We start from the raw sequence: 17,123 nt of genomic DNA on the forward strand, positions 1-17,123 counted from the left end.
TTGTAGTTATATCAAATTGTTGTCGCTTTTTCATATACTGCAAAAAGAATAAAAAGTCCACTACAAAATGCGCTTTTTTTATGTATTACGGATAGTTATATCCGTGGATGGACACTAACTAGTTGTCTCTGTGATCTCCGTGGCCTCGGTGGTAATTATGCTTTTTTATAAATTCATCACATTTTGTTATGATCATAAAAAAGAAAATTGATCCATTCTTCTGGATAGCTGTTTTTACTACTTCCACGGTGGTGGCGTTTATCCTTTTTCCCTTAATTGAAATGGTTATTCAACCGTCTTTTCACCATCTTAAGGAGGCGGCCCAAGATCCGGATGTACTTCGTTCAATCTGGTTGAGCATTTACACTGCAGGTACGGCAGCATTCATATCCTTTATTATCGGTACTCCCTTTGCCTACCTTCTCGCCAGAAAGGAATTTCCCGGGAAAAAACTGGTGGAAAGTATTGTGGATCTCCCCATAATGATCCCCCACCCGGTGGTTGGCATCGCCATTTTAGGGATCGCAGGGCAAAATCACTGGCTTGGACAAATTATCCAGCGAGTTGGAATACATATTATGGGAACGGTCACAGGAATTGTGACCGTACTTACTTTTGTGGGTCTGCCCTTTTATATCAACACGGTAAAGGCAGGATTTGAAGCAATCCCGGTACGATTGGAGAATGTGTCCAGAAGTCTCGGCGCCTCTCTCAGCGGAACATTTTTCCGTGTCACCTTTCCACTGGCGTGGCGCTCTATGCTGGTGGGAATTATTATGTGCTGCGCCAGGGCCATCAGCGAATTCGGGGCTGTGGTTATTGTGGCCTATCATCCGATGATTGCTCCGGTAATGATTTATGAACGCTTTACCGCATACGGCCTGAAATATTCCCAACCGGTGGCGGTATGGCTCATTGTGGTTTGCCTGGCGCTGTTTCTGCTGTTAAGAATTGTTTCTCTGCCAAAAGAGAGTAACGCATGATTAATATTGAGTCCCTGCGCATAGAACTGCCGGGTTTTACCTTGCAGGACATCAATCTTTCCATTGAAGATGGAGAGTTTTTTACCTTTCTGGGCCCCACCGGAGCTGGGAAGACCCTTGTTTTGGAAGCCATCGCCGGTATAGTGCCCATTACCGGTGGTCATATTTTGGTGAAAGGCAGGGACGTCACCCATCTTCCACCGGATCAGCGAGGCATCGGTATCGTATACCAGGATTATGCCCTGTTTCCCCATTTGTCGGTTTTGGAAAACATCACCTATGGCCTGCGTTATTATAAAGACAAACAACCCACATCCGGAAACAGAATTAAAACACTGATGGCGCAACTGGGGCTCAAACCCCTTGTTCAGCGCTCCATAAAGCATCTTAGCGGAGGCGAAAAACAGAGGGTGTCTCTGGCACGTGCCCTTGCAGTAAATCCTACCATTCTGTTATTAGATGAACCCCTTTCCGCGCTTGATCCTAATTTTCGGGAAGAAATTCGTGAGATATTAAAAGAGCTCCATGAAAGACTGGAAACCACTTTTTTAATGGTCACCCACGATTTTGCTGAAGCCATGTTTCTGGGTCAGCGGACAGCCATCATTAACCGGGGGAAAATAGAACAAATCGGACCTGTGGCTGAGGTTTTCAAAAGACCCGCAACTCCATTTGTCGCTGAATTTGTGGGCATGAAGAATGTTTTTCCCGCCAGTTTTAACGGTTCAAAGGCAATGGTGGATGGTCTTGAGCTTCAAATCGAAACCCTCCCGCCAGGCCCTAAAGGCTATGTGGCTATCAGGCCTGAAGATGTTTTAATAAAAAATGATATCCCTTTAAAAAAAGATCTGAACGTGTTCACCGGAAAGGTGTTGGATGTGACCAATCGCGGCCCGTATCACGAAATTTCCGCCCGCACAGGAAAGGTAGTCTTCAAGTCAATGCTCAGCAAAAGCGATCTTTTTGAAATGAATCTTCAGCAAACCAAACACATAAATATAGCAATCCGAGCATCTGATATACATCTTTTTTAAAGCAGTCATGGTAAAATGTTTGGTTCTTCTCCAATTTAGTTGGAGAAGAGGGCCAGGATTCCAGGGGTCAAGGGTTCAAGGGTCTGTTTTCTAATGTAATCCATGGTTGTTTTTCTTTAATACCTTTTAGCTATATTTGAGAGGATAGAAACAACCGATCTTCTTACCTGTTAAGTTAGCCCGTATCTTGCTTTTTTTAAAGAGCCGTTATCTAATATATCTATAGACGGCATTTGTATAATTTTCGTTTGACTTTCAACTCTCTGTAATTATTATGTATTTTAATCCGCCTGTTCTGCGGAGGATCACTCGAACCCTGGAATCCTGGAATCCTTGAACCCTCTGAAAAAACACTGACTCACTTGAAGATTATTCACTTGACTTGCCTTAATTAACTGCAACTAATCGGGAGATAATTCAAACGTATTTATAGGGTCTTGGCCGTTTGGTAAAAATCCCATCTTAAATTGCCATTTGATACACGAGGTCTTAAAAATTGATAAAAATACTATTTTTATGCTTTACATAGAATATGTGCTATGATAAATTTTTAAATTTTTTAAAACACACATCAAAAGGTATAATTATGAAAAAAAAAGATATCGAATATTTTAAAGAGTTTTTGACCGGCAGACTGGAAGAGCTTTTAAGCCATGCAGATGATACGGTTTCAGGAATGACCAGGCCAAAAGAAAACTTTCCCGATCCGACGGACCGCGCCGCCCTTGAATCCGACCGGAATTTCATGCTTCGGATAAGGGACCGGGAAAGCAAACTGATCAAAAAAATCAAGAAAGCCCTTGCCCGTATTGAAGACGGAACCTTTGGAATATGTGAGACTTGCGGTGAAGAGATTTCCCTTGAAAGGATGAAAGCCAGGCCGGTGACTTCTCAATGCATAGAATGCAAATCCAAAGAAGAGGCTCTTGAGAAAGCTCTCGGATTATAGCAGGCATGGAAGGAATAGACCTCCACGTTCATTCAACAGCATCTGATGGGACCTTTTCTCCGACCGAAATTCTCAAGCTGGCTCAAAAACTTAAGCTCAGGGCCATTGCGATAACCGATCATGATACCATTGATGGCTCAAAAGAAGCTTTACAGGTAGGCATACCGTCTTCAGTTAAGTTTCTGTCCGGTGTTGAAATAAGCGCTTCTTCCCCACCTTCCATCTCTTACGCCGGAAGTTTTCATATATTAGGATATTCCATTAGGCTTGATGACCCACAGTTAAACAAAACACTTGCTGTATTGCAGCAGGCCCGGAAAAATCGAAACCCACAGATTGTGGAACGGCTGAATCGCATGGGCTTTGAATTTTCCCTAGAGGACGTCGAAAGCGAAATTGGTGATGGTCAGCTAGGCAGACCCCATATTGCCAGATACATGTTAAAAAGAGGGTTTGTCAAAACGATTGATGAGGCATTTAATAAATATATCGCTCAAGGCAAGCCCGCATATGTAGATAAGTATCGTGTGGACTGCGAAAAGGCGATAGAAATGATTCTTAATGCCGGTGGAATTCCTGTTTTGGCCCACCCGATCCTCCTTGGCCTTGACAAAAATGAAACCCAAAATCTGTTTGTCCTGTTAAAGGACATGGGCCTTAAAGGAGTTGAAACCTATTATCCGGAAAATCCCCCTGAAATGAGCGCTTTTTACATCGAACTTGCTCAACGCTACGGCTTTCTTCAAACAGGCGGCACAGATTTTCACGGTTCCTTAAAACCCAACATCCAGATGGGATCCGGAAGGGGAGATTTTTTTGTACCGTACGACATTTATGAGAAACTGGTGAGTTCATAATATCTTAATGTTAAATGATGAGGGATCGGGGAGTCTCTTATCAACGGCCTTTTTGGTAAACCGATTGCGCTTTTATGGTTGTTAGAGCTTCGTCCGAAGAAGCGCCCATTTGCCCGTATCAGCCTTAACAAATAAGTACAGTACTCTGTACACGCCTCCGGTCTTTTGCGTTAAACCGATACATGCAGAGACGATCATTGCCGACGAGGGAACCTGTTTGCGGGGGCTGGTTCAGATCGAATCTCAGCGAGATTGCTACCGTGCGTCAGTTTCTTGAAATTATTGTTAAGACTGAGTAAAGATTGAAAAACTCCCCGACTCCTCTATTGGATAAACCAGGATCTCAAAAGGAAAAAATGGAAGAAATCGACCTTTCGGAAGTTGAACAAAAACTGCAGTATAAATTCAGTAATCCAAAGTTGCTTGAGGAAGCTTTACGGCACAGTTCATATGTTAATGAACAGCAGAACGCCGGTATGCGGGACAATGAATGTCTGGAATTTCTTGGCGATGCGGTTTTGAGCCTTGTTGCCGGACATACTCTGATGCTGCGCTACCCCGAACTAAAGGAAGGGGATCTCTCCAGAATGCGCGCAAATATTGTTAATGATTCCCAGTTGGCTGTTATTGCCCGCAATTTGAACCTTGGAAAGTATATGCAGCTCGGTAAAGGCGAAATTCATACAAAAGGCCGGGAGAAAAGCTCCATCCTGGCGAATGCCTTAGAGGCGGTTATCGCTGCGGTTTACCTTGATGGCGGTTTTGATGCGGCATTTCATACCATTGAAAATAATTTTTCGACATTGTTAAACTCAATTGACGCTTCAAACGCAAACCATGACTATAAAAGCAAGCTGCAGGAGATTGTTCAGGTAAGCAAAAAGATGGTGCCCTATTATGCCGTGATCAACGCAAGCGGTCCGGATCATGATAAAACTTTTACCGTACAACTTTCCGTTAAAGAACTGCAGACGGAAGGCGTCGGTAAAAGCATAAAGCTTGCCGAACAGGATGCTGCTAAAAAAGCCCTTAAGATCCTAAATCCCGATGCTTAATAGCATATATTGCATTCAGATTTGCATCGGTTTAAAGACGCTGAATTTAGATTTATGGAGAAAACTTTAACTGGCCGGGAACGATCATCCAGTACCCAGTATGCGGTATCCAGCAAAAACCCCTTCATCATTCCTGTTTTCCTTCCCAACATCGGGTGTCCCCATCAGTGTGCATTCTGTAACCAGAGCGCAATTACCAGCATAAAGCATAAAATTCCTTCTGCTGAAAAACTTCACCAAATCATCAATCGCTTTCTTAAATATAAGAGGAAAGACAGAGACTTGGTTCAAATTGCCTTTTTCGGTGGAAATTTTTTGGGGTTAACCACCTCACATATTGAAGCTTTGCTCCATGAGGCCGGTAAATTTGTCACTGCCGGCAGTGCAGACAGCCTTCGTTTTTCTACGCGCCCGGACACGATTAATAATAAATCCCTTGATATCTTAGCTTCGTTTCCTGTGTCCACCATTGAGCTCGGGGTCCAGTCTATGAATGATCATGTGCTTGCCATGTCAAAACGGGGGCACACATCTGCCGACACTAGAAAGGCGGTACAACTTCTTAAAGAACGAAATTATGAAATTGGGCTTCAGATGATGGTCGGGTTGCCCGGTGATGATGACAGCAACGCCCAACTTACCGCATGTCAGCTTGTGGACCTGTCTCCTGATTTTGTCAGGATTTATCCCACCGTGGTTCTGGCCGGCAGCCTCCTGGCCAAATGGTATCAAAATAAAAAATATACTCCCATTTCGCTTGACCCATGCATTACTCTGGTTAAAAAGCTGTATCTGCTGTTTCGTAAAAATAATATTAAGGTCATTCGCATGGGACTTCAGGCTTCAAAAGATCTGGAAAAAGGTTCGGAAATTCTAGCCGGTCCATATCATTCCGCCTTTGGCCACCTGGTTTATTCCCGTATTTTTCTTGATATGGCGATGTCCATCTTAAACCCAATCAAGAACATTGAAAACGAAATCAGTATAAAAGTTCATCCTCGATCCATCTCTAATATGAGAGGTTTAAAAAACAAAAATATCGAAACGCTTAAAGCAAAATATGACATCAAATCGATAAAAATAATTCCTGAACCGTCTCTGACAACAAACAGTCTGATGGTCAATGATTGTCTTAGACATTTTTAGCAGTACCGGCAAAATATCTTAATGATGAATGTAACGATATGAAACTGTTGCTCTTTTTATTAAGTAAAGTTGACAATAAGTTGACGATTTTATTTTTCTGAATCCATGAAACTACGTATCATTCTACTGGTGTTATCCTTACTTGCTTTTTTGTCTGCATCGACCGGAGGATATTTTTATTATTCTTCCATAAAAGAATCTGCGTTTAACGAGGCCAAACGACAGGCAAAATCCCGCCTTGAGATGATAAAAAAGAACCTGTCTTCGTTTCTTTCGGAAAACGTTAAACCGGTGAAAACCCTGGCAGGAATGCCCCATCTTCATCATGTGCTAAACTACATCAATACGGATTCCCTATCAAAAGCAAATACTGTTCTAGACCATTTTAAGAAAACATTGGATGTGGATGTCTGTTACCTGATGAACAGCAATGGACTGACTATTGCTTCCAGCAACCGTCATGACCCGGACAGCTTCGTTGGAAAAAATTTTGCTTTCCGGCCATACTTTAAACAGGCGATACAGGGAAAACCTGCGATCTATCTTGCCCTTGGCGTTACATCCGGAAAGCGGGGAGCATATTACAGCCATCCGATCTACGAAAACACACAAAGCGAACCTTTGGGAATCGTGGTCATCAAGGCCTCTATTGAACTGATCGAAAAAGAGATAGAGACCCCTTATAACGAAATAGTATTGGTCACCGACCCGCATGGGGTTATTTTTATATCGAATCGCAAAAAATGGCTGTACCAGTTAATATGGAAATTTTCTTCCGAAGAAATTCCTCAAATTGCCCAATCACGACAGTTTGGTAAAGGCCCCTGGAATTGGACCGGTCTGGAATCAAGGGGAGACTATATTGTCGATCGCAAAGGAAACAAGTATCTCATTCATCTATCGGGAATTAAAAATTATACCGGCTGGAATATTATTCATCTTAGCAGCCTTACAGCTATTTCAAAAGCAGTTGCAGATCCTTTCCTCAAGATAATAGGACCGATTGTCCTGACATTATGCATTTTAATCGGGATTTCGGTTTTCTTTCTCTTCAGGAAGGCAAGCATTGAAATCACTCAGCGTAAATCGGCCGAAAAAGCGTTGCGTGAAAGTGAAAAACGATATCGCTCTATCTATCACAACACACCTGCCATGCTCCATTCTATTGACATAACAGGGAGGTTGGTCAGTGTCAGTGACCATTGGATCGAAGCGCTTGGCTATAAGCGTAAAGAAGTCATCGGACAAAAACTTACCCGGTTTTTCACTGAAGCCTCACGCTTTCATGCGGAAAAAAATGTCTTTCCCCAATTTATCAAAACCGGATTTTGCAAAGATGTCCCCTATCAATTTGTCAGAAAAAACGGAAGCACCATAGACGTTCTTCTTTCCGCTATCGGAGATCGGGATGAAGATGGTAACATCATTCGATCCCTTGCTGTCTCGATTGATGTGACCGAACGAAAAAGAGCCGAGGAGGCTTTGAAGCGGGCAAAGGAAAAACTCGGCCAATACTCAAAAGACCTGGAACGGCAGGTCAGAAACAGGACCAGAGAGATTTCAAACATCCTTAAATACACCCCCGCCGTCGTGTATATAAAAGATCAACAAGGCAGATACGTTTTGGTAAATTCCCGGTATGAAGAATTATTTGAAGTGCAAAACGATGGGGTGAGAGGAAAAACGGATTATGAAATTCTGCCCGAAGAGGTGGCAGACCAGTTCCGAACCAACGATCTGAAAGCTCTGGAGGAAAAGCGTTCATTTCAGGTGGAGGAACACATTTCGCAAAATGAAGTGGTTCACACCTATCTATCCGTCAAATTTCCCGTTTATGATGAATCGGGGAGTGTTAGCGGCGTGTGCTCCATTTCAACAGACATGAGTGCGGTAAAAAAGGCCCAGGACCAGCTCAGACGACTTTCCGGCAGCATAATGACCAACCAGGAAAAGGAAAGATCTTTAATTGCACGTGAACTACATGATGAACTTGGTCAGGTGTTGACCGCTCTCCGTATGGATTCGGTGTGGATTCAAACACGCTTTAAAAAGACTGATCTTATAGCTGCTGAACGTGCCTTGACCATGTGCCACCTCATCGACAAAACCATTAATGACGTCAGAAGCATGGCCTTCCGCCTTCGTCCAGGCGTGCTTGACGATCTGGGACTGGTCGATGCGCTGGAGTGGTACACCACCGATTTTGAAAAGCGCACAGGGATTACTTGTGTTTTTGAACATATGAAGATTCCGGTTACCAATGATACCGTTGCCACCGCATCTTATCGAATTGCACAGGAAGCCTTAACCAACGTCGCGCGTCATTCTTTTGCCGAACGGGTGGATGTTGCTTTAAAGATTGAAAGAGGTATACTCACGCTGGCAGTGGTGGACAATGGTCACGGATTCAATGCCCTTGAATTGTCGGAGTCCGAATGTCTGGGAGTGGCCGGAATGCAGGAACGGGCCAGCCTGGCTGGAGGAATTTTGGAAGTTCACTCCCGCCAGGAAAAAGGCACCCGAGTCTATTTCAAAGTACCTCTCAATGACCGGAATTAAAAATAGGACATGCGTCCACAGGCACCGCATCGGTGAATGCATACAAGTCATTGATTTTGCAGCAATTTTATCGACATGAACCGTAAACGTTTACAACCTAGGAATATGCAATGATTAAAGTTTTACTGGCTGATGACCACAGCATTGTGAGGGCCGGACTTCGCCGAATTGTCGAAGAGAGCGGAGACATGGAGGTTATTGCTGAAGCGGCTGACGGCAGGGAAGCCATTGAGCAGGTCCATCACACATCCCCTGATGTGGCCATTATCGATATTTCCATGCCCGGTCTCGATGGTCTGGAAGTGATCAGCCAGCTTAAAATAAACTATCCTGATCTGCCTGTTCTTATATTAACCATGCACGAAGAAGGACAGTATGTGGTTCGGGCCATAGAAGCAGGCGCCATGGGGTATATTACCAAGCAGTCTGCTCCGGAACAGCTGGTAAAAGCCATACGAAAAGTTTTTTCCGGTTACCGTTACTTGACGGATGAAGGTACGGAAGCTCTGGCTCTCAGTGTGGCCAGGGGGGCCCATGGCCAGTCTCCCCTCGATTCGCTTTCCATGCGAGAGCTCCAGGTATTAAGACGTCTGGCCATGGGACATACCAACCGTGAAATAGCCAAAGCATACGGCATCAGCATTAAAACTGTGGACACTTACAGGTTCCGCTTATTGAAAAAGCTCAACCTGAGAAATAATGCCGAGCTTTCGCGTTTTGCCATACAGAACAACCTGATAGATACATGAGGGGTCGGGGAGTTTTTCAATCCCTACTCAGCTCGTCCGGAGAAGCGGCCATTTGCCCGTATCAGCCTTAACAAATAAGACCAGCACTCTGTACACGCCCCCTATCTTCTCAGTTAAATCCATACAGGCAGAGACGATCAATGCTGCCGTGGGGTTCTGTTCCTTGGGGCTGGTTCAAATCGAATCTCAGTCCGCCTAGGCGGACCGTACGCCAGTTTCTCGAAATGATTGTTAAGGCTGATACGGGCAAATGGGCGCTTCTCCGGACAAACCACTATCAATCATTAAAACTCAAACAGTTCACCAAAAAGGCCATTGATGAAAAACCCCCTAACCCCTCAGATACATAAGTCATAAGCCTAACCGTCTCTGTAAGGAAATTTCTTACAAAAAAATCAGAAATAGTCGGGTTGACACCGTTTCGACAGTCTGCTACTCATATCAATGATTATTTGGGGGTAATGTTATCTTGGATTATTAACACAATAAAAGGAGGGGAATCTGATGAAAAAGTCAAAAGTATTAATCGGCCTGTTGGTAGCGGCTGCCTTAGTTTTTACTTTGGGGGTATCCCAATCAATGGCTGCAGATACAATCAAGGTGGGAATTGTTTTGCCTCTCACCGGAAAACTGGCCAAGTTTGGTGAGATTGAAAACAAATCATTTCTCATGGCCCTTCAGGAGATCAACGCGGCAGGAGGGGTAAACGGCAAAAAAATCGAACTGATTATCGAAGACACCACCGGAAAACCGGATGTGGGGCGTTCTGCCGTTGAGAAGCTGATCACCCAGGACAAGGTAGTGATGTTAGGTGGCGGGTATTCCAGCTCAGTCACCTGGGCAACCATTGCCGTGGCCCAGCAAAACAAGGTGCCGTTTCTGGTCAACACAGGATCTGCCGATAAAATTACCGAGCAGGGATGGGAATACATCTTCCGACTGAATCCGCCGGTGAGTGAATATCCGGGTGCATTTGCATCATTTTTGCAAGCCGTGGCCACAGATGTAAAGACCGTTGCCATCCTTCATGAGAATTCTCTGTTTGGTCAGTCCGGTTCTAAAAAGTTTGTCAAGCAATGCGAAAAACTCGGCCTGGAAGTGGTAATGAAGGAAGGTTACGAAGCCGGCGCCATCGATTTCAAACCATTGCTGACGCAAGTCAAGTCCAAGAAGGCAGACCTGGTTTATATGATTTCTTATATTATGGACGCCTCTTTGCTTATGAGACAATCCAAGGAGCTCAACCTGAATCCCAAACTTTTCGTGGGTGGAGCAGCCGGATTTACCCTGCCTGAATTCAAGAAGAACGCGGGAAAAGCCTCGGAATTTGTTTATTCCGCCACTCTGTGGACACCGTCTGTCCCCTATCCCGGAGCCAAGGCCTATTATGACAAATTTGTTGAGAAATACAATGAACCCACCGAATATCACGGTGCTGAGGCCTATTCTGCCATGTATGTCATTGCAGACGCTCTAAAAAGAACAAAATCACTGACCCGCAAGGATGTGAGGAATGCCCTGGCAAACACCAACCTGATTACCTCCTTCGGCCCGGTCAAGTTTATCTCTTATGGTAAAAAGACCAATCAGAATAAACTCCCCACATTTCTAGTACAATGGGTAGACGGTAATCTTGAGACGGTATGGCCCAAAAAGGTTGCTACCAAGGGTTATGTGTATCCCACACCCAAATGGAGCAAGCGGTAACCGATAAAAGGGCGGGGCTTTCCCGCCCTTTTCGTTAACTGGTTGAGTTATAGTACAGGAGTGATTCTATGGAGGTTTTTCTGCAAACACTGGTGGCCGGGATTTTAAAAGGCGGCCTTTACGGTCTCATCGGTATTGGGATGAGCCTGATTATGGGAGTGATGGGCATTATTAACCTGGCTCACGGCCAGTTGATGATGGTGGCCATGTATGTGACCTTTGTGTTGTCCCATTATCTGGGTATAGATCCGTATATATCGCTTTTCGTCAGCATGCCCGCCCTGTTTTTTCTGGGGGTGGTCATTCAAAAATACACGCTAAATCCCCTCATGGAGGTGGAATCTATTTTACCGGAAAACCAGGTATTGATGACCGTGGGGATTGGGATGGTGCTGACCGAAATTGCCAGATTTATTTTTACTTCCGATTATAAATCGGTTCAAACCAGCTATTCCGATGCCACCTTCTTTCTGGGAGAGATCTCCTTCAGCGTGGCTCTTGTCATTGCCTTTTGTATCGCTATTGCATTTACCCTGTTTATGTTCTGGTTTTTGCTGAAAACGGATATCGGGAGATCGATTCGCGCCACTGCCCAGGATAAAGATGCGGCATTGCTGATGGGGGTGAATTCCAAACGCATTACGGTGATTACATTTGGCCTGGGTTCTGCGCTTGTGGCTGTCGCAGGTACGGTGTTGATGCCGGTTTATTATCTCTTTCCCGATATCGGCGGGCCCTTTACCCGAAAAGCGTTCGTCATCACCATCCTGGGTGGTTTAGGATCTACCGTGGGAGCGATTTTCGGCGGCTTAACCCTGGGGCTGGCAGAAGCCTTTGGCGCCACTTATATTGGCATGGCTTATGACGATATGATCGGTCTTTTAATTTTTATCCTGGTGCTGTTGTTTTTGCCCGGTGGTTTTAAGCGGTTGACCAAGATTTAACCATATTAAGAGGAAAAGCATGAAAAAATTTATGCCTTTGATTCTACTTATCATCCTGCTCATCTTTCCCCTGGTGGTGCAAAATGCATATTACCAGCATCTTTTTATCCTGGTATTTATATGGGTGGCGATCGGCTCAGGATGGAACGTAATTGCAGGTTTTACCGGCCAGGTATCTTTTGGCGATGCGGCTTTTTTCGGCACAGGGGCCTATACGGCAGGACTTCTGGCTCATCATTTTCATATTTCGGCCTGGTGGGGAATGGCCTTTGGGGGCCTCATGGCCATGGCCGTTGCTTTTCCTTTTGGATGGATCTGTTTTCGGCTAAGAGGTGCCTATTTTGCACTTGCCTCTCTGGCCTTAAATGAGGTGTGCCGGCATATTGCCACCATTGCAGAGCCATTAACGCAGGGCATGGTGGGTATTCTCATTATGCCGAGCTTTGTTTCCAAAATTCCCTATTATTATATTGCACTTGTTCTGGCTGTTGTATCGGTCTTATTTGTTCAGGTTGTGATGCGATCCAAATGGGGATATTATTTTCTTTCCATACGTGAAGACCAGGATGCAGCGGAGAGCCTGGGCATCAATACTCATCATTACAAAATGGTTTCTTTGAACATCGCGGCATTTCTTACCGGAATGGCAGGATCGCTGTTTATGAATTACATGGGCTTTATCGATCCTGAGGTGGTGTTCTCTCTCCACGACATTTCGATTATGGCGATTCTGGTGGGAATTGTGGGTGGTGTGGGAACCATTTACGGTCCGGCCGTGGGTGCCTTTGTGATGGTCGCTGTACATGAATTTTTCAGAACCGGTTTTTTCGGTTTTTTCAAAGGCATGGCCGCATTAACCGGCTCGGATTTTCTCGTAGTTGCAGCCAAGTATATCTCACAAGCCCATGTGTTGGGATTCGGTATCCTGGTTGTTCTGGTTATTTTATACCTGCCCAATGGCATTGTGGGTGATTGGAACAGAATTATCGGCAGATTTTTTTCCATTAAAAAGAAGGAGGCAGCCACTTGATTTTATTTGAAGTCAAGAATCTGACTAAACATTTTGGCGGTCTGGCAGCGGTTAATAATGTATCCTTTCAGGTTGAAAAGGGGGAAATTTTCGGCCTGATCGGTCCCAACGGTTCGGGGAAAACCACTATTTTCAACTGTATCAGCAGCTATTACCCGGTCACAGGTGGAGATATCTATTTTAAAGATCAGAATATTACCAGCTTGAAGACCAACAAAATATGCAAAATCGGCATCGGCAGAACATTTCAGGTGGTCAAACCGTTAGGCAGGTTATCGGTTCTGGACAATGTCATTGCCGCCGCATTTTCCAAAGTTAAAACCAAGCATGAGGCTCGTGATGTGGCAATGGAGACCCTGGAATTTTGCGGGCTGGCACACCGAAAAGAGATTATCGCTAAAAGCCTTCCCATCGGTGAACGAAAACGCCTTGAAATTGCCCGAGCCATGGCCACCCGGCCGGAACTGTTACTTCTGGATGAGACCGCAGCCGGCCTAAACCCCACGGAACTTGATGCCGCCATTGATTTAATCAAGAAGATCCGCGATAAAGGGGTCACCATTATTATTGTAGAACATATCATGAAGGTGATTATGACCATATCCGACCGCATCCATGCCATTAATTTCGGTCAGACCATTGCCGAAGGAATACCTAAAGAGGTGTCCAATAACAAGGCGGTCATTGAAGCTTATCTGGGGGAAGAATATGCTCACGGTTAATAATATCGACGTTTTTTATGGAGATTTGCAGGTTCTGTGGGATGTCTCATTCGAAATTCGGGAGGGCGAAATTCTGGTATTGATCGGTGCCAATGGCGCAGGAAAATCGACCACCATTAAGACGCTTTCTTCACTGCTTACTCCTGCAAAGGGAACCATTGAATTCAACGGTGCTCGACTTGATCATCACGATCCGTATGAAATCATTCAGCTTGGTATCGTGCATGTCCCGGAAGGAAGACGGCTTTTTCCCGAGATGAGTGTGGAAGAAAACCTGATCATGGGCTCCCTTTACGGGGAGGCGAAAGCAAAGCGATACCAAACCATGGAACATGTGTTTGAGCTTTTCCCCAGAATGAAAGAAAGAAGAAAACAGATGGCCGGAACCCTTTCAGGTGGGGAACAACAAATGGCCGCCATCGGAAGAGGCCTGATGTCTCTGCCAAAAATTATGATGTTTGATGAACCCTCCTTGGGCCTGGCTCCCATTCTGGTTCAGGAAATCTTTGCCATGATCAGAAGAATCAAAGATGAGGGAGTCACCATTTTGCTTGTTGAACAAAATGTAACCCAGACCCTTGCCATGTGCGACCGGGCCTATGTTATGGAAAACGGACGTATCGTCCTTGAAGGAAAAGGCAGCGAGCTCAGGGAAGACGAGCAGATTAGGGAGGCTTTTTTAGGGATTTAGGTTTTAAGTACAACAATATCGACCAGTTGTTATCGTTTTCAGCCAATACCTAGTTTTTTGCGTTGAAAGATGATTTTACGAATTTCGAGGTACGAGTTTCGTGTTTAAAAAAGAAGACCCGTAACATGATGTAGATTCCCAGCAGTTATCCTTTTTTTCGGATCCTGCTTTGAAATCAGATTGTCCGCATAGAGTTATAACTACATATCCATTTTATAAAACTGTTCCGGCTCGGTAATCGAATCAGGTTTTGGGGTATATTCGGTGGGAACAGTCCCTTCCTTAAAACATTCAAAAATGGTCTCTTCTGATTCAGTAATAGGCAACAGGCCTGTTTTTGCATCGATCTGGGAAAAAACAACCCCTTCAGGTACCTGAAAAATCCTCACCGCTTTTTTGTCAAGGATGCGTTTCATATAACCCAGCCAGATGGGACAGGCCGCCTTGGAACCGGTTTCATATACCCCCAGTGAGCTCTCCTCGTCAAATCCGACCCACACACCGGATATATAACGCGGTGTGTATCCTAAAAACCAGGCATCAAACAGGTCGTTGGTGGTCCCGGTCTTACCGGCAGTCGGTCTGCCCAAAGCTTTGGCCCTCCAGCCGGTTCCATGTTGAACCACACCTTCGAGAAGGTTGGTCATGATATAGGCCGTGGTTTTTTCTATGGCTTTTTCCTTGGTCGGGACAGATTCTTCCAGCACGTTTCCATCTCGATCAATAATTTTCGTAATAAACACCGGCTCAACCAGGTAGCCAAAATTGTTGAACACCGAATATGCGTTCACCAGTTCAAGCAGAGATACACCGGAAGAACCCAGGGCTATGGAAAGATCTCTGTTTAAATTGGAATTAATCCCGAGCTTTCTGGCGTAATCAATGGCGTAATCGATCCCGATGTCCTGCAGAATTTTGATGGTGACCACATTGCGGGATTTTGCCAGCGCTGTTCGAAACAGGGTGGGCCCGTAAAATTTTTTTCCATAATTTTTAGGCTTCCATTTTAAATCCTGTTCTTCATCTTTAAACACGATGGGAGAATCGATAATGGTGGTTGCCGGTGTATACCCCATATCGATTGCTGCGGCATAGATGATCGGTTTAAAGGCGGAACCGGGTTGGCGTCTTGATTGTATCGCCCGGTTAAACTGGGTTTCTCTGGCATCACGACCACCTATCATTGCCTTTACATGACCTGTTTCAGCCTCTAAAGACAAAAGGGCCCCTTCGGCTTTGGGAATCTGTTCCAGTGCGAGGCTCCACAACTCACTGCCTTCTTTTTTATCCTTTACTTTTACCAGTATCACATCGCCTTGTTTTAAAACCCGGCCGGGATGTTTCACCGCATTTTCGCGAAAAGGAACCTCCGGATCAGGCTTTCTGGCCCAACCCATATCTGAAATTTCAATCACCCCCCGGGTGTTGCCCATGCGAACGGTAGTGGTATTGTTTTTATCATCCACCTGGATGACCACACCTTTGAGTATCTTTCCTTTCTCAATGGGCGTTTCATCGATTTCGACCTGCAGTTCTTTGGAAAATGCTTCGATTTCCTCCTTAATCAGATGTTTCACCGGACCTCGATAGCCCTGGCGTTTATCAAGCGCTTTCAAACCTTTTTCGATCTCTTCCCGCGCAATTTTTTGCATCTCGATATTTACGCAGGTATAGATTTTGAGGCCTTCCCGGTACAAAATTTCAGGACCGTATTTTTTTTCGATATACCGCCTGACATGCTCGGTATAAAAAGGAACCTTTTCAATATACCAGTTCCGCCTCGGTTGAATATCAAGTTGCACATTAATGGCCCGGGTGGCTTGAATATTGGTAATATATCCCTCTGCGACCATACGGTTTAAAACGTAGATCTGACGCTGTTTTGCTCTTTCAGGAAATCTGAAGGGAGAATATCGACTGGGTGCCTGTGGCAGTCCAGCCAAAAGTGCACATTCGGCCAGGTTTAATTCTTTAGCGGATTTTGCAAAATAATTTTCCGATGCGGCCTCCACGCCGTAAGCCGCATGTCCCAGATATATCTGATTTAAATATAAATACAGAATCTCCTGTTTGGAAAAGGTTTTATCAATCCGATAGGCAAGTATGGCCTCCTTTATTTTCCTGGTATAGCTTCTTTCCGGTGTCAAAAAAAACGATTTGGTCACCTGCTGGGTAATGGTGCTACCTCCCTGTACAATTTCACCGGCCTCAAGATTTTTAATAAAGGCTCTAACAATGCTGAAAAAGTCAACCCCCTGGTGCTTGTAAAATCTTGCATCTTCCGAAGCAATGAAGGCCTCAATCAACATGGCTGGAATTTCCGATAAAGGAACGACCTCCCTGCGTTCATGATAAAACTCAGCAATTTTTCTGTTGTCGTCAGAATAAACCTCTGTTATTATTGAAGGATGATATTCGGTTAAAGAAGCAATTTTAGGAAGATCTTTGCTTAAATAAAGATAAATGATCACTGATGCAAGAACGCCGGACAAAATGATAAAAACGGCTGCCAACAGGGAATATTTAATAATTAACCTTACACTGATTCCTTCACTCGGTCTGGCGCGTTTTTTCAATATTTCAGTGGTACTTCTTCGTTGAGGCATGGTGGTCATACTCCCTTAAAATCATATTTTTTATTTTTGCCTGTCGTACCAAATTTTAAGCGATTAAGCAAGGTGCCGGTAAATTTAAAAA

The 17,123-nt window shown here is 44.6% G+C and carries 14 protein-coding genes; 13 read left to right on the top strand and 1 reads right to left on the bottom strand.

The features are described 5' to 3' along the window. Positions 1 to 188: 188 nt before the first annotated feature. From SWH54_16205 to SWH54_16265, 13 genes are all read left to right on the top strand, one after another. Positions 189 to 983, top strand: coding sequence for an ABC transporter permease (locus tag SWH54_16205; GenBank protein ID MDY6792807.1), 795 nt, complete (start codon positions 189 to 191; stop codon positions 981 to 983). After that, positions 980 to 2,017 carry an ABC transporter ATP-binding protein gene (locus tag SWH54_16210; GenBank protein MDY6792808.1) on the top strand — a complete coding sequence of 346 codons (1,038 nt, stop codon included), beginning with the start codon at positions 980 to 982 and terminating at the stop codon, positions 2,015 to 2,017. The genes SWH54_16205 and SWH54_16210 overlap by 4 nt, the downstream gene beginning before the upstream one ends. A gap of 586 nt (positions 2,018 to 2,603) precedes the next feature. After that, entirely contained in the window at positions 2,604 to 2,966 is a 363-nt protein-coding gene (dksA, locus tag SWH54_16215; protein ID MDY6792809.1) for an RNA polymerase-binding protein DksA, read from the top strand. A gap of 5 nt (positions 2,967 to 2,971) precedes the next feature. After that, positions 2,972 to 3,823 (top strand): PHP domain-containing protein, encoded by an 852-nt coding sequence (locus tag SWH54_16220; protein ID MDY6792810.1) that lies wholly within the window; start codon positions 2,972 to 2,974, stop codon positions 3,821 to 3,823. A gap of 356 nt (positions 3,824 to 4,179) precedes the next feature. Further along, entirely contained in the window at positions 4,180 to 4,878 is a 699-nt protein-coding gene (rnc, locus tag SWH54_16225) for a ribonuclease III (protein MDY6792811.1), read from the top strand. A gap of 54 nt (positions 4,879 to 4,932) precedes the next feature. Further along, positions 4,933 to 6,024, top strand: coding sequence for a radical SAM protein (locus SWH54_16230; protein ID MDY6792812.1), 1,092 nt, complete (start codon positions 4,933 to 4,935; stop codon positions 6,022 to 6,024). 105 nt (positions 6,025 to 6,129) lie between these two features. Further along, positions 6,130 to 8,583 carry a PAS domain S-box protein gene (locus SWH54_16235; protein MDY6792813.1) on the top strand — a complete coding sequence of 818 codons (2,454 nt, stop codon included), beginning with the start codon at positions 6,130 to 6,132 and terminating at the stop codon, positions 8,581 to 8,583. A gap of 110 nt (positions 8,584 to 8,693) precedes the next feature. Continuing rightward, on the top strand, positions 8,694 to 9,332 hold the full coding sequence (locus tag SWH54_16240; protein ID MDY6792814.1) for a response regulator transcription factor: 639 nt from the start codon (positions 8,694 to 8,696) through the stop codon (positions 9,330 to 9,332). Between the two features lie 504 nt (positions 9,333 to 9,836). After that, positions 9,837 to 11,039: an ABC transporter substrate-binding protein gene (locus SWH54_16245; GenBank protein ID MDY6792815.1), complete on the top strand. Its 1,203-nt coding sequence runs from the start codon at positions 9,837 to 9,839 to the stop codon at positions 11,037 to 11,039. Positions 11,040 to 11,107: 68 nt separating this feature from the next. After that, positions 11,108 to 11,983 carry a branched-chain amino acid ABC transporter permease gene (locus SWH54_16250; GenBank protein MDY6792816.1) on the top strand — a complete coding sequence of 292 codons (876 nt, stop codon included), beginning with the start codon at positions 11,108 to 11,110 and terminating at the stop codon, positions 11,981 to 11,983. Positions 11,984 to 12,002: 19 nt separating this feature from the next. Beyond that, complete coding sequence (locus tag SWH54_16255) at positions 12,003 to 13,013, top strand: branched-chain amino acid ABC transporter permease (protein ID MDY6792817.1); 1,011 nt, start codon at positions 12,003 to 12,005, stop codon at positions 13,011 to 13,013. Continuing rightward, complete coding sequence (locus tag SWH54_16260) at positions 13,010 to 13,735, top strand: ABC transporter ATP-binding protein (protein MDY6792818.1); 726 nt, start codon at positions 13,010 to 13,012, stop codon at positions 13,733 to 13,735. Before SWH54_16255 ends, SWH54_16260 begins: the two co-directional genes overlap by 4 nt. Beyond that, a complete protein-coding gene (locus tag SWH54_16265; GenBank protein MDY6792819.1) occupies positions 13,722 to 14,426 on the top strand; it encodes an ABC transporter ATP-binding protein in 705 nt (234 codons plus the stop codon). The genes SWH54_16260 and SWH54_16265 overlap by 14 nt, the downstream gene beginning before the upstream one ends. Positions 14,427 to 14,626: 200 nt before the next feature. Here SWH54_16265 and SWH54_16270 read toward each other — a convergent pair whose 3' ends face one another. After that, on the bottom strand, positions 14,627 to 17,032 hold the full coding sequence (locus SWH54_16270) for a PBP1A family penicillin-binding protein (GenBank protein ID MDY6792820.1): 2,406 nt from the start codon (positions 17,030 to 17,032) through the stop codon (positions 14,627 to 14,629). Positions 17,033 to 17,123: the final 91 nt, after the last annotated feature.

Source organism: Thermodesulfobacteriota bacterium (assembly GCA_034189135.1).
Lineage (GTDB): Bacteria > Desulfobacterota > Desulfobacteria > Desulfobacterales > JAUWMJ01 > JAUWMJ01.